Source organism: Pseudoalteromonas sp. Ps84H-4, assembly GCF_024124645.1.
In the GTDB taxonomy this organism is placed as follows: Bacteria; Pseudomonadota; Gammaproteobacteria; order Enterobacterales; family Alteromonadaceae; genus Pseudoalteromonas; species Pseudoalteromonas lipolytica_C.
The window spans coordinates 13,136-29,467 of sequence record NZ_JAMXSK010000035.1 but is presented as its reverse complement, the minus strand read 5'-3'; the positions used below and the strand labels follow the sequence as shown (position 1 = coordinate 29,467).

17 protein-coding genes are annotated in these 16,332 nt (G+C 37.6%); 8 read left to right on the top strand and 9 right to left on the bottom strand.

Going from position 1 to position 16,332, the window contains the following annotated elements:
* Positions 1 to 74: 74 nt before the first annotated feature.
* From NH454_RS20510 to NH454_RS20500, 3 genes are read right to left on the bottom strand one after another with little or no spacing between them, the layout of a single operon-like run.
* On the bottom strand, positions 75 to 713 hold the full coding sequence (locus NH454_RS20510) for a response regulator (protein WP_253040118.1): 639 nt from the start codon (positions 711 to 713) through the stop codon (positions 75 to 77).
* 20 nt (positions 714 to 733) lie between these two features.
* Positions 734 to 3,751, bottom strand: coding sequence for a hybrid sensor histidine kinase/response regulator (locus NH454_RS20505; RefSeq protein WP_253040116.1), 3,018 nt, complete (start codon positions 3,749 to 3,751; stop codon positions 734 to 736).
* On the bottom strand, positions 3,732 to 5,381 hold the full coding sequence (locus NH454_RS20500) for a nitrate- and nitrite sensing domain-containing protein (RefSeq protein ID WP_253040114.1): 1,650 nt from the start codon (positions 5,379 to 5,381) through the stop codon (positions 3,732 to 3,734). Before NH454_RS20500 ends, NH454_RS20505 begins: the two co-directional genes overlap by 20 nt.
* A 69-nt stretch (positions 5,382 to 5,450) precedes the next feature.
* On the opposite strand from NH454_RS20500, the gene NH454_RS20495 reads away from it, so the two are divergent.
* From NH454_RS20495 to NH454_RS20470, 6 genes are all read left to right on the top strand, one after another.
* A complete protein-coding gene (locus NH454_RS20495; RefSeq protein ID WP_253040113.1) occupies positions 5,451 to 5,933 on the top strand; it encodes a GAF domain-containing protein in 483 nt (160 codons plus the stop codon).
* 153 nt (positions 5,934 to 6,086) lie between these two features.
* The gene (locus NH454_RS20490) at positions 6,087 to 6,497 is read left to right on the top strand and encodes a GFA family protein (RefSeq protein ID WP_135926484.1); all 411 of its coding nucleotides are present in this window, start codon (positions 6,087 to 6,089) and stop codon (positions 6,495 to 6,497) included.
* Between the two features lie 89 nt (positions 6,498 to 6,586).
* Positions 6,587 to 6,979, top strand: coding sequence for a hypothetical protein (locus NH454_RS20485; protein WP_253040112.1), 393 nt, complete (start codon positions 6,587 to 6,589; stop codon positions 6,977 to 6,979).
* A gap of 26 nt (positions 6,980 to 7,005) precedes the next feature.
* Positions 7,006 to 7,368, top strand: coding sequence for a hypothetical protein (locus NH454_RS20480; RefSeq protein ID WP_253040111.1), 363 nt, complete (start codon positions 7,006 to 7,008; stop codon positions 7,366 to 7,368).
* Positions 7,369 to 7,632: 264 nt separating this feature from the next.
* Positions 7,633 to 8,445 carry an AraC family transcriptional regulator gene (locus NH454_RS20475; protein WP_253040110.1) on the top strand — a complete coding sequence of 271 codons (813 nt, stop codon included), beginning with the start codon at positions 7,633 to 7,635 and terminating at the stop codon, positions 8,443 to 8,445.
* 75 nt (positions 8,446 to 8,520) lie between these two features.
* Complete coding sequence (locus tag NH454_RS20470; RefSeq protein WP_290442652.1) at positions 8,521 to 9,078, top strand: YbhB/YbcL family Raf kinase inhibitor-like protein; 558 nt, start codon at positions 8,521 to 8,523, stop codon at positions 9,076 to 9,078.
* 691 nt (positions 9,079 to 9,769) lie between these two features.
* Here NH454_RS20470 and NH454_RS20465 read toward each other — a convergent pair.
* Positions 9,770 to 10,201 carry a hypothetical protein gene (locus tag NH454_RS20465; protein ID WP_062567998.1) on the bottom strand — a complete coding sequence of 144 codons (432 nt, stop codon included), beginning with the start codon at positions 10,199 to 10,201 and terminating at the stop codon, positions 9,770 to 9,772.
* A gap of 183 nt (positions 10,202 to 10,384) precedes the next feature.
* On the opposite strand from NH454_RS20465, the gene NH454_RS20460 reads away from it, so the two are divergent.
* Positions 10,385 to 10,840, top strand: coding sequence for a hypothetical protein (locus tag NH454_RS20460; RefSeq protein WP_138557665.1), 456 nt, complete (start codon positions 10,385 to 10,387; stop codon positions 10,838 to 10,840).
* Positions 10,841 to 10,899: 59 nt separating this feature from the next.
* Entirely contained in the window at positions 10,900 to 11,373 is a 474-nt protein-coding gene (locus NH454_RS20455) for a mechanosensitive ion channel domain-containing protein (protein ID WP_199526952.1), read from the top strand.
* 56 nt (positions 11,374 to 11,429) lie between these two features.
* On the opposite strand, the gene bfr (NH454_RS20450) is transcribed toward NH454_RS20455, so the two are convergent.
* The 5 genes from bfr (NH454_RS20450) to NH454_RS20430 form a co-directional block, all read right to left on the bottom strand.
* Positions 11,430 to 11,894 (bottom strand): bacterioferritin, encoded by a 465-nt coding sequence (gene bfr, locus NH454_RS20450; RefSeq protein WP_062567995.1) that lies wholly within the window; start codon positions 11,892 to 11,894, stop codon positions 11,430 to 11,432.
* Positions 11,895 to 11,905: 11 nt separating this feature from the next.
* The gene (gene bfr / locus NH454_RS20445; protein ID WP_054552096.1) at positions 11,906 to 12,379 is read right to left on the bottom strand and encodes a bacterioferritin; all 474 of its coding nucleotides are present in this window, start codon (positions 12,377 to 12,379) and stop codon (positions 11,906 to 11,908) included.
* 209 nt (positions 12,380 to 12,588) lie between these two features.
* Positions 12,589 to 14,724: a TonB-dependent receptor gene (locus tag NH454_RS20440; protein ID WP_253040109.1), complete on the bottom strand. Its 2,136-nt coding sequence runs from the start codon at positions 14,722 to 14,724 to the stop codon at positions 12,589 to 12,591.
* A gap of 163 nt (positions 14,725 to 14,887) precedes the next feature.
* Entirely contained in the window at positions 14,888 to 15,223 is a 336-nt protein-coding gene (locus NH454_RS20435; RefSeq protein ID WP_253040108.1) for a DUF3703 domain-containing protein, read from the bottom strand.
* A gap of 28 nt (positions 15,224 to 15,251) precedes the next feature.
* Positions 15,252 to 16,322 carry a PepSY-associated TM helix domain-containing protein gene (locus NH454_RS20430; RefSeq protein WP_138557670.1) on the bottom strand — a complete coding sequence of 357 codons (1,071 nt, stop codon included), beginning with the start codon at positions 16,320 to 16,322 and terminating at the stop codon, positions 15,252 to 15,254.
* Positions 16,323 to 16,332: the final 10 nt, after the last annotated feature.

Genomic DNA, 16,332 nt, shown 5'->3' with positions numbered 1-16,332 from the left:
ACATAGAAAAGGCGCTCAATGCGAGGCCGAGAAAATGTCTAGGGTTTAGGCAACCAGCGGTAATATTCGATGAATTACGCAAAGCAGCCTAATTTAGCGAGTGGTGCACTTCGGACTTGAATTCGCGTCTCAATAAAGTAGAATGGTGAAACAATACCATTTTGTGGGTGATTCCATCTCGCAAGCGTCTCAACACCAATAATCTTCTCAGTTCTACTACATACTTTAGGCTGGAAGTAAGCGATATATTCGTGTTTATAAAGTGCGTTGATTATCTCTTCACTTGGATAAGTGATATCTTTCTTTTGTGAAGGGGGAGCTTTATTAAACTGACATAGTGCTTTATATAACTCTGCCAACTTACTAACTGATAATGGTTTTTCAATGCATGATATAATATTCAAGCCGTGCAGGGAGGCGAGTGAAGCGGCATTTTTAAGAAAAAGGCTGTTCTCACCACTTAATAGAGCTAACGGTTGCTGAAGGTTTAACTCGCTTAGCTTTCTTAGCATTTCTACACCATCAATAGAAGGCATATTCATGTCTAATAAGATTAGAGAAGCTTGATGGATCTCGGGGATTGATAAAGCCTTATAACCGCAATCAAAACCAATGAATTTACACGGTGTTTGATTAGAAATTAGAAACTCTAATTGCGTTAATACAAGTTGACTATCGTCGATGGCTAGAATCAAAGGAGGTTGCTCCAACATACGTTCTACCCTTGGGTGTCTTAATCAGTATTAATTAGTATAGATGTAATTTCATCTTGTGCACTCCTGAACAGCATTTTACACTGCTTAATTAACATTTCGATTTCTTGTAATGATCCTTTCTGACTCACCTCTTCTAATTCTTGAAGTGTGTCAGCTAGTTGGTTGCTCCCTACCGTTTTAGCAGAAGTTTTTAGCTGATGGGCAATATCTTTAATATTATTAGGCTCATCAAGATTCAACTGGTTAATTAGCTTCTCTGAGTCGCTAACAAATTTCTCTAGAAACAATTTTTGTAGGCTTTTATCTGTCCCTACATAGTTTTCTAGCACGTCTAATTGTATAAAAGGAGCTTTGTTTCTAGACTCAGTTTGTAACTTGCTAATTTGAGACGCTTGATCTTCCTTCTCAATTGGTTGTGTCGATTTACCATTTAACCAACGTTTTAATTTTTTATTCAATTCTTGCAGTAATATTGGCTTCGCTAAATAGTCATTCATGCCACACGCCAAGCAAATTTGCTCTTCGCCATCTAAAGCATTAGCAGTTGCGGCGATAATTGGTAATGCAGGCAGATTATTTTGCTTTTCAATGATGCGCCTTTGTTTTGTGAACTCATAACCATCCATCACTGGCATATGGCAATCAGAAATAATTAGCGCAAAATCAAATTGCTCTAGCAATTGCAGTGCTATTTTGCCGTTGTCCGCAATGACGCATTGAAAGCCCAGAGTTGCTAACTGGCGTTTAAATAAGTCTTGATTATAAACATTGTCTTCAACAACAAGTATTAGCTCTTGCAAGCGCTCAGCTTCTTTAATACTTGGTAGTGACATTGCTGAGTTTAAGCTTCGGGAGTCTTCATTTTCTTTAGCGATGATATTTTCTAACTGTGCTATGTGTGTACTCACCTTTGAGGCATAGTATGGGTATAATGGCAGACTAGAGATATTAACATTGCTTGGTTTAGGTAATTTATCTTGGTTATTATCAAGTAAGATATAATGGCAACGACTACCATCTATGAATACGTCTTTGCCTTCTGTAGTAAGCTGCTGGAAAGACTCTGCAGTGATAATAAGATAGTCATATCTTTGACTATCGACTAGTTGCGCATTGAATAATTCTCTTGGGATCACTTCGCAATTAGCTTGCAGTCTAGTGAGGTGAGCATTTAAGTCGGTTTCAAACTTATCTTCATCACCGACAACGGCAATTTTTATTTCTGTAAGCTTGAACGAAAAGTCTGCGACTTCTTGCTGCGCATTAAGTGGTAACTTTACAACAAACTGGCTACCAACACCTTCGAGACTTTGACAATCAATTTCACCCTGCATCATGCCAACCAGTTTGTTGGTGATAGATAACCCTAAACCTGTGCCGCCATATTGGCGCTGAATGCTGTTATCTGCTTGTTCAAAAGGTGTAAAAAGTTTATCTACTTGTTGATTCGACATGCCTTTACCATTGTCTTTTACACCGATTAAATAGAAGCCTGGCTGCTCACTTGGCGTTATAGACACTTCTATTAACCCAGATAAAGTCGCTGTTGTTTTAGTAAATTTAAGCGCATTTCCTACTAGGTTAAGTAAAATTTGTCTTAGCCTTACAGGGTCACCTAGCTGTTTAATTGCTAATTCAGAAGAAAAGTAAAAGGCTAGCTTTAATTTTTTATTATTAGCTTGGTAGGCCAGCAGCTCAGCTAACTCTTTAATTATGTCTAGCCAATCAAATGCTAAGTATTCTAATTGCATTTTACCCGCTTCAATTTTAGAAAAGTCTAAAATATCATTGATTATACGAAGTAAAATTAATGCTGAGCTTTTCGCTACATGTGCTAAATGTTGTTGTTCAGGGTCTAAATGTGACTCACCCAACATATCCAACATTCCAATTACGCCATTCATTGGTGTCCTAATTTCATGGCTCATGGTTGCTAAGAAACGTGATTTAGCTTCACTTGCTAATTCTGCATTCACTTTAGCTGCTTGTAACTCTTTAGCTGAATTTATATTACTGGTTATATTCGTTTGGTATATTAAGGTGTATTTTCCCGAATCAGTGGCAATATTCTTTAATAAGATTTCAAACCAATACTCAAAAGAGTCAACGAGATACTTGCATTTTAATTCGCAGCAATATTCTTCTGCTGCAGAACTGCTATGTAACATATCTAGTAATTCATCTTTTTCAACTAAAGGTAAATTTTTAATAATATTTAGTACGTTATCTCCTTTTGATATTTCAACCCCCATGAATGTAGCTGTATTAACTTGGCTCGTAACAAGCGGATCAGGGTAAAGGTTTTTCATCGTAATTTCTTGCTCACTATTAAGCATAATTATCGAAGCCGGAAAAGCATTTATTGCCTCTTGTAGCAGCTTCTCTGTAGAGCGTTTAATTGTCAGTAGTTTTTGTGTCTCTTTTCTTTCTTTTTCAGCTTCACTCATTTTGTTAAGAGCTTCTTTGCGAGCTGAGTCTAATTCAAGCTGGATCCTTTTTTGTTTTTCGGACTCGTAAACTTGAGTCGTTGTCTCTTTTACTACACCAACTAATGTGTATGTTTGAGAGCTTTCTTTGAAGCGTATTTTTGAAACAAGGTTGAAGTGTCTAGTTTGACGTTCTGCAAGCGTTAACTGTAACTCAGAGGTTTGCATTAAATTTTGGTTTTTTAATTGGTTAATAATTTTGTTTCGCTGAGTTTGATCAAAACGCTTTAGGATAGCTTTTATTTTTACGAATTCAGTATCTAAAGGAAGATTGAATAAGTTTCTAAATCCTTCAGATGTATTTACCCATTTTGTCTCTATGTCTACTTCAAAACTGCCAATAGAAGCGAGCTGTTCGGAAGCACTCATAAATAGCTGTCTTGTTTTTATATTGTCTTGTGCGAGTATTGCTTGTTTTCTATTTTTTTGTTGTGACTTATTACTTACATATAGGATTAGTAGAAATAAGAAAAACAACGAACTAACTTGCCAGATAAATTTACTTTGAATGGTAGATAAAAACGCATTTTTATTTTTTTGAGCTTTCATATGAGTAGCTCCCTAAATTTAGCTCTTGATCCCATACATATGCACTGAGTAGCTCTGATTTATCATATTGATTAGAATTGTTATTTATCAGGCTTTTAAATGAAAGTAAGTCGTCTTCTACAAAGTAACCAGCTCTGGGCATATTTTCTAATGTGATTATTTTCTCTCGCGCTTTAGCTATCAAATGGTTAAGACTCACCTCATAGACTATGAGTGTATTAGTTAATCCACTTTGCGAGATTTTTAAACCTGCGATGAGGTAAATAACACCATTTGCAGGTGTCTCAATTGCTTTTGAAATAATTCGACCTTCATTGATAGCTTCACGCTCAGATTGAATGATACTTTGCAGGTTCATACTATTTAGAAATTGAAGATCACGGGGCTCATCTAGATCCATATCGTTAAAATCTAGATGATTTTGATGTTGTATGGAGGAAAGTGCGCTCAACATTTGATTGGCTTTCTGCTTTTGCCAAAGTTGGTCAAATGTATAGATATTATCTATCGCTTGAAGGTTTAGGTTTCTTAATATCTCAATGTTTGATTGATATTTTAAAAGTTTTTGACTTGCATAGTGTTCAACATACAAAACAGAGGTTATTCCCACAAAGGTAATAATAAGTTGAATTGTGGTTGCAGTACTGTAGTTTAAACGCTTGTCCTTGCTTAGCGATAATAGCCGAATAATCATGCATATTGAAGCAACACATAATATCCCGCCAATAACGGCAAAGCAAAGTGCAAGCAAAGTCTTTTCTTCACCTTGCGCCTTCAATTTTTGTGCACTCAACCTCATTTCAGAGATGATGGTATTACTGTGTTCTATAAGCTCATTCAAATAAGCTGTACTGATATCCCACCATTCAAACTTGGTGATTTTTCCAGTAGCTTTGCCTTGAGATAGTGAGTTGATTAAATTTTCTATTAATAGCTTGTTTTGATTATTGTAGATATTAGCATCTTGGTCATTAAATAAATTTTTAATCAATGAATTATGTTGAGAATGAAGATTAAGTGCTTCTCGTAAGACTACTAATTTAACTTGTTCATCTTCAGATGTTATGTATCTTGCAACTTTTGCTCTGAGCTGCCCACCTAATTCAATTGCTCTTAGTAAAGTGTATAAATCTAACGCTTCAAGGTTATTATCATTACTTTGGCGAATAAAAAACTGCTGCTCGGCTTCAACAATTCGTACTTTTTTTAATAGCAGGGTAATCAAAACCGAGTAGCTTTTAAAAATACTTTCTTTGCTTTTACTTGCTAGTTGGTTTTCATTTCTAATAGACCTTATGTCATTTTCAACTTGCGTCGCAAACTCCTTAAAATAATCTGACTGATCGGCCGCTTTCACATCATCAATGCTAAAATTAGTTGCCTTGATATAGGTGTTAAGTCGCTCTAAATAATCCTTTTCACCCTTTAACCCAGTTGACATTCCGCGTTCACGTTGCAGGGAAAAAATAAGGTTATTTACTTTAGCTAGCCCTTCAAGGTTGACAATGTATTGATTAAGGCTTTTGTTAAAGACCTTTTGCTGGTTGTACTCGTTAATTTCGACATAAAAGAGTGATATGCCAATAATTGATAAAAGAAAGTACAGAATGAACTTAATAAAATAATTCACATCAGGTCCTAACAAAAACGGTTAATGGAAACTATAGTTTATTAATACAATCTGTCTAATGGCGAGAAAATGAAGGTTCCAATACAACCTGAAAATGAAACTTTGAGGCTTGAATATCTGAATTCGTTAAACTTGTTAGATTCAGAAGAAAATGTTGATATAGATCGAATTACAGATTTTATAGCTAAACTGTTTTGTGTTCCGATCGCATTAGTTAGTATTGTAGATTCGCACCGTCAATGGTTTAAATCTAAAGTAGGGCTGGATGTTTGCGAAACCCCTCGTGATATATCATTTTGTGGTCATGCAATCCTTGATACTAAACCCTTGATAGTTAGTAATGCTCTATTTGATGAACGTTTTTTAGATAATCCGCTTGTTACTGGGGAGCCTTATATCCGCTTTTATGCCGGAGCACCTTTGATTGCTAAGACTGGTGTTATACTCGGGACACTTTGTATTATTGATACACAGGCAAGAGATTTTTCTGAAAATGATACTCAAATTTTAGTCAAACTAGCATCAGATGTAATGCAACTAATTGAAAAGTAATTGTTTTTATTGTTTTTCGTCGTAAATTGTTTTCTAATCTGTATCAATCACATAGATTATACTGAATGTCAGTATAAACTTTTTTATTACCTAAAATTAATTTTTAGCGCATTGTCAAACGCCGTTTTATAACACAATAATAAGGAGCATATAATGGCAAAAACTCTAACCGGTGGGTGTTGTTGTGGTGAAGTAAGCTACAAAGTAACTGACAACTTTAAACGTTTTTTCTTTTGTCATTGCGAGCAGTGTCGAAAATTATCAGGCACAGCACATGCCGCAAATTTGTTTACCTCGCCGGATGCTATTGAATGGGTAAAAGGCCAACAGCACATTACGCGATTTAATTACCCTGGTCGTGCGTTATCACGGGCGTTTTGTAAAACCTGTGGTTCCGCTTTGCCATTCACTGCAAAAGATAACAGCTATTTGCTTGTTCCTGCAGGCAGTTTAAACGAAGAGCCAAGTAAAGAATTAGATGCGCAGATTTTCTGTGAAGAGCAAACCGAATGGCATAAAAATGGCCTAAATGGCAAAAAGTTGATTGGTTTTGGTCGCGATTAAGCTCGTTGATAATTCGCTTTCTTGTATAAAGTTTGACCAGCTAATCTAGTTTGATTAATCTGTAAACACATTTTAAAGGGAGGTTTAATATGTTTAAAGTTTTAACCTTAGCTGCTTTAGTCTCGTTAGCAGTACCTACAAACGCAAATGAAATTACAGCTGAGTTTCTTAAAAAAGAGCTAGAACTTGCTCATTCTCAGTACATAAATGGCTCACATGATAGTGCGCTCTATGCGTTAAATTCACTTGCAAGAATTCTTGAGCTTGATACTGCTAAAACTCTGCAAACAGAAATAGGCCCAAATAATCTTGCTTTTACTTATCTTCGAATTGGAATCATTCATGAGCATGCAGGTGATCAGCAGCAAGCCAATAGCTATTTTGCCAAATCGATGAATGCTCACCAAGGCAAAAAACTTCAGCTTGCAGAGCTCAAAGCTTATGTAACTAAATTAGACAAATCAGCTGCTCACTTAATTTAAATATAACTGGAAATACAAAGAAAACGATGATCAAATGGCAAGAACTAACTAAATATCAAAAAGCTGCATTTTGGTGCTTGATAGCTATTGTTGGTTGGTTCTCACCTGAGATTGCACTGTTATTTCATTTTGGTGGAATAGAAGTTGTATTTGCTTTTTTAGCAATGTACAGCTTGCCAATCATCAGAGTAGCGTGTTCTTACCTTCAAAAAATTAGAGAAAACCTGTTACTTGCCTATGTGTCATTTCAAAAAAGTGCCTCTGGTAAACCCAACGTCTTTTTAATGCAAACTGCATTTTGCTGTCTTGCAATTGCACTCACCGGATCATTTTCTTTTGCAATGGTATTTTTAATGCCAGGGATGATGTTAAACAGTATGCTTGTTTAATTGGAGTAAAGTTAGCGAGTTACAAGTTTGTAGGAGGCGTTTCAACGCCGAACAAGTAGCAGCGATTTTACATCGCGTCCTAGAGCCTAAACCCTAGTACCTAATGTATCCTACCGTAGACGTGAAACTTTTTTCGCGCGATATTATGTAGGTCGTGCTTTAGCGCGATTAAAGTGTAAAGTTAGCCGGTAGCGTTTTACGCCGAATAACTAAGAATCACGGTCCAATCCGTTCCTTCGACTCCAATAAAAAACACTGAAAAATATGAATGAATTGATAGAGATAGGTTTAAGCGCAGTAAAGCAACATCAGTCTTTACCGTTTTCGATTTATTGCGCTAATGATGAACAGCACATAGTTAATGTGCCTATCGCAAAACCATTACTTGTCGTTGTGTTGTCTGGCAGTAAAAGACTAATTGATACAGAAGAAGTTAACTGCAATGCAGGCGATTTTGTCTTTATGGCAAATACACCTCAGGTTGCAATGCGCAACATTCCGCAAAATATTGGTTATATGGCGTTATTGATTGAGTTTGATTACACAGACTTTGAGTGTTTGAAATATCAATCGGGAGCAAAGAAAAAGTTCATTAATGGGCAAGTAGATTCTTTGTTTCAAATGTCCTTAAAACAATTTATTGAATGGGCTGCAGTAACACCACCACAATTATGGCCAATTAGAAGACAAGAGCTGCTGCAAGTGTTATTTTCTCAGGGCTTCAAAGACTTAGGTTCAATTATTGAGCCACCAACACTGACCCACAAAGTACATACTATCATCGCGAGTGATTTAACGCGTGATTGGGATGCAAACAGTATTGCAACGACGTTAGCGATGAGCGAATCGACACTCAGAAGAAAGTTAACCGCAGAAGAAAGTAGTTTTCAGTTAATTAAAGACAAAGCGCGTTTAAGCCATGGGCTACATTTAATTCAAAGCAGCTCAGAGCCTATTGGAGCTATTGCCCAGCAATGTGGTTTTTCGTCGCAATCTAGATTCACTGATAAGTTTAAACTTTTGTTTAATACGACTCCAGCAGCCCTTCGTAAAACAATAATGAGCGAAGTAGGCTAATAATTGACAGTTTTGGTACTAATTTGATCTCTCTTTGCTAGGTATTATGATTATTCTTATTAATCGGAGAATATTATGAAATCATCAACATTGAAAATTGCCACGCCATTATTCCTACTATGTTTGTCTGGCACCACATTCGCTGAGTCTTTTACCTTAACAAGCAAAGACATTGCCCATGGTGACTTTATGGAGAGTGCGCAAGAGTTTAAAGGGTTTGGTTGTAATGGCGATAACCTTTCTCCACAACTTGCTTGGCAAAATGCACCTAAAGGAACTGAAGCATTCGCATTGACCGTTTATGATCCTGATGCCCCTACAGGCAGTGGCTGGTGGCATTGGCAAGTTGTGAATATTCCTAAATCAGTATCAAGCTTAGCGAGCGGTGCTGGAAATGCTGACAAGAATGCTTTGCCTAAAGGGAGTGTACAAATAACAAATGATTATGGTTTTAAAGGCTTTGGCGGTGCCTGCCCACCAGAAGGTCATGGCGCTCACAGATATCAATTTACACTGCATGCGTTATCACAAAAGCTTGAATTACCAGAGAACGCATCAGGTGCGTTAGCAGGTTATATGATCAATGCTTATTCGCTTGATTCAGCAACAATTGAGGCGCTTTATAAGCGTTGAGAGAGTTAGCGAGCTGCAAGGGTAAAGTTAGCAAGTTTCGAGCGTTTGTAGGCCGTGCTTTAGCGCGATTAAGGGTAAAGTTATCGAGTTACAAGTTTACAAGGGCGTTTTAACGCCGAACACTAAGGTTCACGGCTGAAGCCGTTCCTACGTGAAAATCTCTACGGTTTTTGTCGCCATAAATGGCGACCTACAAGAGCACTCGATGGCGTGAAACTTGTTTCGCGCGATATTATGTAGGTCGTGCTTTAGCGCGATTAAAGGGTAAAGTTAGCGAGTTACAAGTTTACAAGGGCGTTTTAACGCCGAACATCTAAGGTTCACGGCTGAAGCCGTTCCTACGTGAAAATCTCCACGGTTTTTGTCGCCATAAATGGCGACCTACAAGGGCACTCGAAGACGTGAAACTTGTTTCGCGCGATATTATGTAGGTCGTGCTTTAGCGCGATTAAAGGGTAAAGTTAGCGAGTTACAAGTTTACAAGGGCGTTTTAACGCCGAACATCTAAGGTTCACGGCTGAAGACATTCCTACGTGAAATCTTCATGTTTTTTGTCGCCATAAATGAAGACCTACAAGGGCACCATCGTAGGTGTGAAACTTGTTTCGCGCGTCTGCTCTTAAAAAAGTAGCGACATAAAGAGCCGCTACTTGAGAAAGTATTTGGCCTCAAACATCATTGATTCACAACTTTAATCATCTTTCTTTGCTTTTTTCGCGAGGATTTCAACCTCGGCTTTTTCGGTCACACCAGCCATACTAAGTGCTGTGCTGCCTACCGATTCATATTCAAGTTTTATTTTATCGAGTTTAGCGTCGTTTTTGTCTGGTAAACTTAAGCTACGTGATGACATTCCTTTGGTTAGAACACCCAGGTTTTCAAATACCTTTTCTTCACCATTATTCATGATGACTTTAATACTTTTAAGGTTCACTGTGCCATGTGTGCATTTAACCTTAATGTGACTATAACGGCTGCTGGTAATAGGGTTTACGGTATCAGTTTCGCTCTTGTAACTAACTTTTTTCTCAGCGATAGTTTTCCACTCGTCATCACCAGCAAAACTATGTGTACTGGCTAATGTTAGTAAAGTAGTTAAAGCTAATAGTTTAATTATTTTCATTTGATTCCCTCCAAAATTATGATCATTCAAAGATATAGCACATAAATAAAGTAATTGCTTATCTAGAAATGACTAAATAAAACCAAATTCATATTTTAGTCGTATTAACAATATGGTTCTTAGATTCACCAAGCTTAAATGGCATGCTATGCTAATTAAGTGTTTATAGTTTATGGAATTTAAATGAGATCTTACTTTTGGATAGTTGCTTTTTTGTTCTCAAACTCAGCGTTAGCAAGTGCATTGCTAGATGTTAAGCCGAGTAATAAAACCCAATTTTTGTCTCTAATTAAAGATAAACAAGGGGAGTATGCAGCCAAAGAGGGCAGTGACGCAGTGTGCCAAAATGCATCGTTCTCATTAATCAAAACACCCACACAAGGTTTTAGTCTAGGCACGCTAATTGACTTTAGTGATTTGCATAACGGTACGCAGGTAAAAAAAATCCCAAACTTTTGTGTTGTTAGCTCGAAGCTAAAGTACTTTGTAAATGGTATTGTTAGAACCAAGCGCTACTTTCGCTGTGATAATGAAGACGATAATGGCTCAACAACTGAAGATCTGCGTTTTAAAGATAATGGCAATATCACTTATACATTGGATAAACCTGACGTTTCATGTGTGTTTGAAAAACAATAAATGTTTTCCTCATGCAAATTTAAGCCTATGATGGGCTTTATTTTTTAATTGAAAACCTTATGACTAGCCAACTCATTCAAGCATTTTTAGTGCTTGCTGCCTTTTATATAGCAAGCCTCATAATTGACCGGGCAATTAAACAGTTTCAACGTCGGTTTGATTCAACTGCACTTGAAACTTTTCGGCTTATTTCTAACTCGCAGCGCGCTATTTTATTATTCATTGCTATTGTGCTTGCGTTATCGAAACTCGGTTTTGATGTTGCGGCGTTGGTCGCAGGCTTAGGCTTAACGGGCTTTGCACTGGGTTTTGCGTTGAAAGATGCAATTTCAAACCTAGTTGCTGGTGTCATGATTGTGCTTTATAAACCTATTAAGCTTGGTAATTACATAGAAGTGAGTAATTCAAAGGGCACTGTGATTGATCTTAATTTGCGCTATATCACAATTAAAGGCGAAGGAGCTGTGCATTTAATCCCTAACTCTTTAATTTTAAGTAATAAAGTGTCAATCATTGATCGTGAAGACGATTAATAGCAAAAACTAGCTATAAAAAAGCAGCCTAGGCTGCTTTTTGAAGTTTTAGCAAATTACATTTGAGATTGCAGGTAATTTTCAAGCCCTGCGGTTTTGATTAACTGCTGCTGTGTTTCAAGCCAATCAATCTGTTCTTCTTGCTCATTTAAGATGTTATCGAGCGCTTCACGGCTGATGTAATCTTTTTTCTCTTCAGCAAGTTTAATTGCTTCTTTAAGATCAGGTAATGAATCAAGTTCAAAGCTCATGTTAGCTTCGATCATTTCTTCAGAGTTTTCACCAATACGTAGTCGACCTAAATCTTGTAAATTTGGTAAACCTTCTAAAAACAAAATACGCTCAATTAAACGGTCGGCGTTTTTCATTTTTTGAATAGATACTTTGTAATCAGCTTTGTCTAATTTTGAAAAGCCAAAATCTTTAAACATACGAGCGTGTAAAAAGTATTGGTTGATACCCACTAATTCATTCGCTAATACTTTATTAAGTGCAGCAATGACGCTTTTATCGCCTTTCATACAATTAGCCTCTATTCGCCCATTTGAGATTGGTGGTAGTTTTGGCTACCAATTTTGTCGATTAGACCAAGCTGTTGTTCTAACCAGTACACATGATCTTCTTCTGTATCAAATAATAGCTTTTCAAGCACTTCGCGTGATTGATAGTCTTTTTCTTGTTCACAGATTGCAATTGCTTCTTTAACACAATCAACAACTTCTAATTCAAGTGTTAAATCGTTTTGCATCATGCTTTTAACGTCTGAACCAATTAATAAATCACGACGTTTAGTCATGTTTGGTACGCCTTCTAAGAATAGAATACGTTTAATTAACCAATCAGCATGGTCTTTTTCTTCTTCCATTTCGTGGTTAAGACGCTCATACAGCTTATTTAGGCCCCAATCGTCATACATACGAGAATGAATAAAGTATTGATCTATAGCGGCTAATTCGTTTGCGAGTAGTTTGTTAAAACTATCGATGACTTTTTGGTTACCTTTCATAATGCTGTCCTCGAATTCCAAGTTGCGGTAATTGTAGTATATAAAAACAAGATTGCAAACTTTTTCCTTTTTAAATCAGTTGTTTACTATTGAGTGTGATTCTCGTTTAAGTTTGCGTTAATGGTTGATAAATGAACAATTTATCGTTTTTATTCTTAAATGAAAAAAGCCCTTACTAAGAAGGGCTTGTTGTTCTAATAAAAATTAATTTAGAAGCGATAAGTTGCACCAAGTGTTACTGTGGTACCTAAACCTTTAATGTTATAGCCACCGTAGGTGTATGACTGGGCGCGGGCAGGGTAGTAATCATTGTTAAATAGGTTTTCAACACCCATAAACGCTTGCCAGTTTTTACTAAAGTTATAACGGCCGCTTAGGTTGAATAGATTGTAACTGCTAATAGGGCCTTGATCGCCAACATAGTCACCGTCTGCATTTGGTTCAAAGCGTTTGCGTGAGCCCACATATAAATAACTCACCGTAAGTGATAATTCATCATTAGGCTGCCAGTTTAAGTTAGCTGTACCTTTTGGTGGGCTGATTTGGCGAGAACCTAAGTAAATATCGTCTTCGGTGTTTTTACCTTCAACATAGCTGTAAGTTGCAACCAGTTTTAGGGTTGGGTTAATTTTATAATCAACCAGTGTTTCGTAACCCCAAATCTCTTGCGGCGCACGTACTGGCTCATAAACACCCGTTGCTTCATTAAAGCTATTCGTGGTGCCAAATTCTGATGTGCTGCGGTAAGCTGCAAATTCAAAACGCAAGTCATCAAACTGTGAGGTAAAACCAACTTCATAGTTATCGATGATTGATGCTTCTGTTTGAATTAGACCAATATCGTTTACTGTTGCAGAGCGTAATAAGCGGCCAATATCTGAAATATCAGACCCTTGCGAGTAATTGGCAAACGGGCTGAAGGCCTCAAGTAAATTGTATTTAACACCTACATTGTAAGTGGTTGCATCGTAATCAATGGTGTCACCTTTTACGCTAAGTGGTACTGAGCATTGTGTTGCTGAGCGGCACAGTTTTAAGGTTTCATAGTCCTCTACAGCAAGATCTATGCTTTCTTGGCGTACACCCGCTTTAATAACTAAATCATTATCGATTACCCACTTAGTTTGTAAAAAACCAGCAAGGCTTTCCATATCCATTTCTGGTACCCAAACACGGCCATCTACTAGCGGCTGAGACGTCACATCATTAAGTGCATCTAGGCCATAAATGAAAGTGGCTTCAACATTGTCAAAATCAACAAGGGTATTGAAGGTAGCGCGCGCACCTTTCTTTTCAGAGCGAATAATTGATTGGCCGCCTTCGTAGCCTTCGTCTGGGTTAGCTAAGCTTGTAGAAAAGAAAAATACATTCTCGATATCTTGCATGTAAAGGTCGAGGGTCATTTGAGTATTACTAAACAGGGCGTAGTCTGTGTATTTTAAGGTAATGTTTTCGTTACCATCTGGGCCTTGTGGTTTACCTTGCTTTTGCAGCTCTTTAGGTACATGAATGGCATAGGTTTTTTCGCCATCATTAAGATCCCCTACAACATCACCTAAATCGGTTTTTTGCTGAGAGCTAAAGTAGTTATAGCTAAATTGTAGCTGCTTCTCATCATCAAAATCATAACCCAGTTTGGTGAAGTAGTTTTCTGTTACTGCGTCAGATAAACCATATTGCAAGCCAAGAATATCACCTTCTGCGTCGCGTTGAACGCCATTTTCTTCGTAACTTGCGGTAAATAGATAACTGAGTTTATCTGCTCGACCATTGATCGCCGCAGAGACTCGCGCACCAGCGCTTTCTTCTAGTTTTACTGCACTAAAACGTGACGAAAGGCTGATTTCACCCTCTGGCTTACCATCACTTGTTGCTTGTTTTGTGATGTAGTTAATAATACCGCCCGATGCACCATTACCATAAACTGAAGTTGCACCTTTGATCACTTCGATACGAGCAATGGCACTTGGGTCGAGTGTTTTAACCCCTAAAGAGCCGTTTCTCAGTGGTGTAGATTGTGGCACACCATCAATCATCACAAGTGGTGCACGGCCACGTAAACTCTGACCTGTATTACTCGAACTACCCGTATCTGGTGCAAGGCCAGGTACCATTTGCGCCAATAAGCTTTGTAGTTCTGGATTAACTTTTAAATGCTCTTCAATTTGCTTTTGGCTAATAATCGTGACTGAAGCGGGTACTTCATCAATGCTTTCAAATACACGGCTGCCTGATACAACAACGTGTTCCATTTCTTCTGCGGTGAGTTTTTTATTAATGGCATCATCAGCAAACGATTGGCTACTTAGTGCGAGTGCAATCAGAGTAAGTGAAGTTTTTAACATGTTTATCCTTGTTAAATCAGTATTAATTATTATGTGATTGTGCGGAAGTCTAAATGTAAAGAAGTGTAAAGGCAAGGCTAATGATAATTATTTGCAATAATAATTATGGCTTTTTAGTTACTCGCGATAAGAAGGGTACAAGTAAGTGCGGTTCTAGTTGATGCTAGTTTAAGTAACGTTTTAGGTCATCAGGAATAGGCATTGGTTTGAAAGGGCTAACATTGGTGCCGCCAGTGTTACCGAGTGGGACCCAAATACGCGAAAACACAATTGACGCAGCCATGCGAGCAAACTGACCAATTATTTCCTTGGCATTATGGGTTTTAAAACCAATTTTACACATCCACCAATGCGAGTAAGTATGCTGAATAATATAGCTTTGGCCAAGAATATGAGCCCGCTCTAAGTGATAAAAAGCGCTTGTGTAATCCGTCTTTGCATAACTAGTTTTAGCCAATATCATTTCGTTGTTAAAGGCATGTTTGAGCTCACTATTCATGGCGAATGTCATTTTCAGTAATGGTTGTTTATTTGTAATGCCGTTTGTACCAAAAGTAAACACCCGAAATCGTGAAAAATAACGGTGATAAAGCAAATAGTAACCATAGTAATTGCACAATAGGCCCTGCAAAATCACCAATATGAAACTTATATTTAAAGTTCCATGTTTGCGTGGTCCATGAGCTTTGGCTGGCGTCATAACTTGCAACAATATCTGCTGAATATGGGTTTGCCCATACCCAACTATAGGCATGGCTTTCACCCGGGTTCTCTATTCTAAAACCTATGTTATCAGTTGGTTTTTTCGGTAAATAAATTCTAAATAACTTACCCTCAGGAAATACAGTTTGTGCGTTATCAAACGCTTTTTGCACTTGAAAAGGCGTATCAGCTGAAGGGGAAATAACTGCTGGTGGTTTAGGTCTATCTTCAACTGTGCCTTGCATCACAAATTCTAATACGGCTTTGGTTTGTTCTTTCCAGTTAAATGCCATACCTGTGTAGGCAATTAAAATGAGTGGAATTAAAAAATACACACCTAGAACGGTATGTAGTTGATACATCAGCACTCTAAACTTTGCTTTACGCTTAATAGCCAAGCGCTTAATACGATTTTTTGGCTTCACCCAAATATAAAAGCCAAGCAGAATTTCAATAATAAGAATCAGCGCACACACCGATACCCAGTTTCTTAAAGGGCGGTTTTTATCGCCATCTTCATAAAGCAGCCAGCGGTGCAAAGCCATGGTAAAGCCATAAATTGTACTGTAGTAATCGTACTCATGTAACACTTGACCGTTGTATGGATTAACACTGACATAGCGGTTGTTTGCCAACTGTAATTGCCAAGCTAGATCACTACGCTGCTCTGGCATTAACAGGGTAACGGGTTGTTTTGTTGTAGCTGAAACGTGTTGGATGAGGTCATCGAAATCTAGTGCTGAAGGTGCTGGCGTTACTGTCCATTTATCGCTTTGAGTAAGGTATTGAATGTCTTTTGCGTAAATAAGCAACGCGCCGGTCAAGCTTAAACAAATTAAAAATAAACCGCTTACTAAGGCAAGTAATAAATGCGTACGACGTAACCACAACTTCAACAAGGTTTGT